Origin of the sequence: Paramuribaculum intestinale, from assembly GCF_003024925.1 — a bacterium.
Classification (GTDB): domain Bacteria; phylum Bacteroidota; class Bacteroidia; order Bacteroidales; family Muribaculaceae; genus Paramuribaculum; species Paramuribaculum intestinale.
Window position 1 is genome coordinate 1 of sequence record NZ_PUED01000181.1, and the last position, 4,542, is coordinate 4,542.

General features: G+C 58.6%; 5 protein-coding genes. 2 read left to right on the top strand and 3 right to left on the bottom strand.

Annotated features, from left to right (window positions below):
• From C5O24_RS10955 to C5O24_RS10965, 3 genes are all read right to left on the bottom strand, one after another.
• The coding region (locus tag C5O24_RS10955; RefSeq protein ID WP_133165546.1) for an SDR family NAD(P)-dependent oxidoreductase at positions 1-570 on the bottom strand (570 nt) is incomplete at its 3' end.
• Between the two features lie 51 nt (positions 571-621).
• Positions 622-1,062, bottom strand: coding sequence for a lipocalin-like domain-containing protein (locus C5O24_RS10960; protein WP_107036919.1), 441 nt, complete (start codon positions 1,060-1,062; stop codon positions 622-624).
• Positions 1,053-2,576 carry a capsule assembly Wzi family protein gene (locus C5O24_RS10965; RefSeq protein WP_133165547.1) on the bottom strand — a complete coding sequence of 508 codons (1,524 nt, stop codon included), beginning with the start codon at positions 2,574-2,576 and terminating at the stop codon, positions 1,053-1,055. Before C5O24_RS10965 ends, C5O24_RS10960 begins: the two co-directional genes overlap by 10 nt.
• 81 nt (positions 2,577-2,657) lie before the next feature.
• On the opposite strand from C5O24_RS10965, the gene C5O24_RS10970 reads away from it, so the two are divergent.
• Entirely contained in the window at positions 2,658-3,641 is a 984-nt protein-coding gene (locus C5O24_RS10970) for a calcium/sodium antiporter (RefSeq protein ID WP_107681823.1), read from the top strand.
• Positions 3,642-3,669: 28 nt separating this feature from the next.
• Entirely contained in the window at positions 3,670-4,380 is a 711-nt protein-coding gene (locus tag C5O24_RS10975) for an acylneuraminate cytidylyltransferase family protein (RefSeq protein WP_107036921.1), read from the top strand.
• Positions 4,381-4,542: the final 162 nt, after the last annotated feature.

The following is a 4,542-nucleotide window of genomic DNA, read 5'->3' on the forward strand; positions in this document are numbered from 1 at the left end:
GGCGCTCTGACGCGGACCGTAGGTATTGAACGGGCGGGCTATCACCACCGGAGTCGAAAACGCGTTGTAGAAGCTCAGCGCGAGTGCGTCGGCACCGATCTTCGTGGCCGAATAAGGCGACTGGGGCTGACGCGGATGATGCTCCGTGATCGGCACCTCTATAGCCGTACCGTACACCTCCGAGGTGGAGGTCACTATAATGCGCCTCACTCCGCAGTCGCGTGCGGCCTGAAGCATGTTGAGAGTGCCGCGTATGTTCGTGTCCACATAGCTGTCGGGAGCCACATAGCTGTAAGGTATGGCTATCAGGGCGGCCAGATGGAATATCGTGTCGACATCACGCGATATCATGCGGCAGAACGCCGGATCACGGACATCGCCGCTCACAATCTCCAGACGCTCGCTGGCCGCTACGTCCTCAAGCCAGCCGTTGACACCGAATGAGTTGTACAGGCTCAATGCTCTGACACTGTAACCTTCGTCGAGAAGAAGCTGGGTCAGATGCGAGCCGATGAAGCCGTCGGCGCCGGTGACGAGCACCCTTGTATGTCCGTTGTCGTTTCTATTCATATCGCTTGCGTTTGATTTAATAACCTTGGTCGGAGAGAGTATGTTTGAGTGTCAGTAAAGTTTCTTCAGATAATAGACATATTCCGTCCCCTCGTCAGAGCGACGGCTCAGACAGGCGGTTTTGCCGGTCTGGTTCACTATCCGCAGCATATTCACAGGCGTCCACGGAATCATCAGCTCGGCGACATAGCCGCTCGCGTCATCGCCCGGAGTGATTTCCAGCCGCAGCGACCCGTCGCTCTCGCTCCACGTACACCAGTAGGCGCTATAAGAATGATTGTCGCTCTGAGCACGGCTCTCCATCACGTGGCTCTGGAATTTCATCACCACGTTGCCGCGGTAATCGGCTGCCGGCACACCGTCGACATCGATACGGGTCACCTGCCAGGTGCCGAACCACGGCCCTATGTCGCCGTTGTTGCGCGTACATCCCGCCGACAGCATCGTCAGCGCCACGACCGATAATATCACCGACAGGTATCTCATCGCCATAATCCGCTATAGGTAAGACTTACTGCAGCTGCCGAAGCATTGGCCGGAAGCCGGCCGCGGTCTATCGCGCCCTGCACGCCGATCCTCACTCCGGGCACACTCCGCAGGGGCATCGACGCCTCGGCCATCAGCGAAGTCGACCGACGGGCTGGAATCATCGCCTCATATCCGTTGCCGTAGGCCTTGCGCCATCCGGCGAGAACACGGTAGCCCACACGCCCTATCCGCCCCTCGACACCGACATGGATCCCGCGTGTACGATTGCCGATATACGACATATAGCCGTCAGTATTGTACAGCGGACTCATCACCGTGGCGCGACCCATACCCATGCCGTAATAGGCGTATGCGTTGTAATACGCGTTGTTGTAATAGTCGTCGGCACCGGTGGCCTCGCTCGTGATCGAGGTCGACGGATGATCGCCCGGAGCCCAGTGTATCGGACCGCTCTGATTAGTCAGATCAAGATACTCCACCACAACGCCGCTCACTATGGCAGCAGCCGACGGAGCTTTCAGCTCTATTCCCCACAGGCCGTCCCAGCCGTTGAGCTTCGCCATGCCCGAGCCATCCTCCCAGATCCACTGGAAATAGCCCGACAGCGACCACCCTCCGCGCACGACAGCGGTAGCCTTCAGATCCCACGTGCCGAGAGTATTGCCGAGCACATAATCCTCAGCACCCTTCTCCACCGGAGCAAGTATCTTTATGAAATCGGCCACCTTATGGCCGCGGTGTTCCACTTTAGCTATCTCACCGTCGCGGTAATACGTCGTAGTCCCCCCTATCTGCGACGCGCACTGCACACCCAACGTCACCGTCAGCGGCCGCCCGGGATCTGTGCGCAAATGCATCCGGCGGTAGACCATCCACTCACCCTGCGCCACATGCCCGTTGTAGAGCGCCGAATGATCGCGCCACCAGCCATCGTCGGCAAACCGGCCATATTCCAGCTCCCCCGAGATCTCAAGCCAACCCGAAGTCAGAGGAACCGGCTGAAAACCCGTAAATCCGGCACGCACACCCGGAATCGGCCTGGCATTGGCCGAGCGTATCATGTCGCCCCCCGACAGCCGGTCGTCGACTATCGGCGAGCCCTCATGCTTCATTCCGGCCGACGCCGTCAGCGAACGCCATTTCACCTCACCATACAGCTGCTGAAGCCACAAAGCCGGCGGCCTGCGACGGTTCATGCCCCAGCTTTCAGTCGACACATCGTAGCGGCCGTAACCCACCGCCGACGAATATCCGCCCCACAGCTCCACGCCATAGCCATAGCTCAGACGGCGGTCACACTCCATCGGACGCACCGCTCCGGCCGACAGCACTACATTGTCGGCCGACGACAGCGTGCCACGGCGGTTAGAAGCCATATACAGCGGAGCAAACTCACCGCTGCCGGCCGTCGCCTCCACCGAAGCCTCAAGACGCAGACCACGCAGAGCAGCCGGAGTCGAGCCAAAGCACTCAGACACAGCCACAGCCATCAATATGAGCAAAAAATAGATTTTCACACCCCAAAATTACTAATAATTCTCTATATTTGCCGACAAATAAGCAGCGATTGAATTTAATATTCCTTTCCGGACACTATGATACTTGACATCGTATATCTCATCATCGGCCTGGCGCTCATACTTTTCGGCGCCAACTGGCTCACCGACGGCTCCGCAGCCATTGCCCGCCGATTCGGCATCTCCGACCTCATCGTCGGACTTACCGTGGTAGCCTTCGGCACATCAGCACCCGAACTCGTCATCTCGGTCATGTCGGCCATCAACGGATCGGCCGGACTCGCAATAGGCAACGTCGTCGGATCCAACCTCTTCAACATACTCGTCATCATCGGAGTCACAGCCATAATACGCCCCATTGCCGTCGACCGCTCAGTGATGACCAACGAACTCCCACTCGTGCTCCTCTCATCCCTGGCACTCCTCGCCATGGGCAACTCCGCCACGCTCGACGCGACATCCTCATCCGTGCTCACACGCGTCGACGGAATAATGCTCCTGCTCTTCTTCGCCATCTTCATGCGCTACACATTCGCACAAGCCAGATCAATCCGACAGCCACAGGACGACCCCGCCGCCGATGCCGCCGCACAAAAACCACAGATCCCGATGGCCAAAGCCTCACTGCTCGTCATCGCCGGACTCGCCGGACTCATAGCCGGAGGCGACCGGTTCGTAGCAGGAGCCTCAGGAATAGCCGCAGCGCTCGGAGTCAGCGACGCCCTCATCGGACTCACCATCGTGGCCATGGGAACATCGCTCCCCGAACTCGCCGCATCAATCGTCGCCGCAATCAAAGGCCGGCCCGGACTCGCCATCGGCAACGTCATCGGATCATGCATATTCAACGCATTCTTCATCCTCGGCACAGCAGCCGTCATCCGCCCACTGCCATTCGGATCCATCGGCAACGTCGACCTCCTCGCACTCTGCGGCGCCTCACTCCTCTTCTGGATCTTCGCACGCATCTACCGCGTCCGCACAATCACCCGGCCCGAAGGCATACTCATGGCCGCCCTCTACATAGCCTACACCGCATGGCTCATAGCCATGACCATCCGCTGACACCAGAATCCCACATATCCAATAACATATGATCACCGACACACTCGTCATAATCCCCGCCCGCGGAGGCAGCAAAGGCATCCCCGGCAAAAACATCCGCCCACTCGCCGGAAAACCACTCATACTCTACACCGTCGACCTCGCCCGGCAACTGTTCCCCGACACCCACATAATCCTCTCCACCGACTCCGAACAGATTGCCATCACAGCCCGCACCGCCGGACTACCCGTAAACTACATGCGCCCGCCCGAACTCGCCACCGACAACGCACCCACACGCGACGCACTCCTCCACGCCATGGACTGGGCCGACACACACGGCATACCCTACAAAAAAATATGCCTGCTGCAGCCCACATCACCACTGCGCACAGCCGACGACATACTTCGATGCATCGACCGATACACCCCCGACATCGACATGGTCACCACCGTACGGCCCGCAGCCACCAACCCCTACTACAACTGCTACGAAACCGACAACGACGGATTTCTCCACATATCCAAAGGCAACGGATGCATCGTCCGGCGCCAGGAAGCACCACCCGCATGGGAATTCTCCGGATCAGTCTACATCATCAACCCCCACTCACTCCGCACCACCGAAATCGGACGCATGACCCGACGCCTCCCCGTAGAAGTACCCGCCGAACGAAGCATCGACCTCGACACACCCCTCGACTGGGCCGTAGCCGAAACCATCATCGCATCACGATCCGCACACCACCACACCACTTAACCACCCCCGACCGCACGCGATCTCGCCCTTTTTAGCTACCTTTCCTCTAAAAACGTATTGGTAATTTTCTTTCCGGATTGCTGAAAACACCAAGGAGAATGGTGCATTCCTTGTTACAGGCATACGGCGAGCCTGTCCATGACCCTGAATAGGGATGGATAG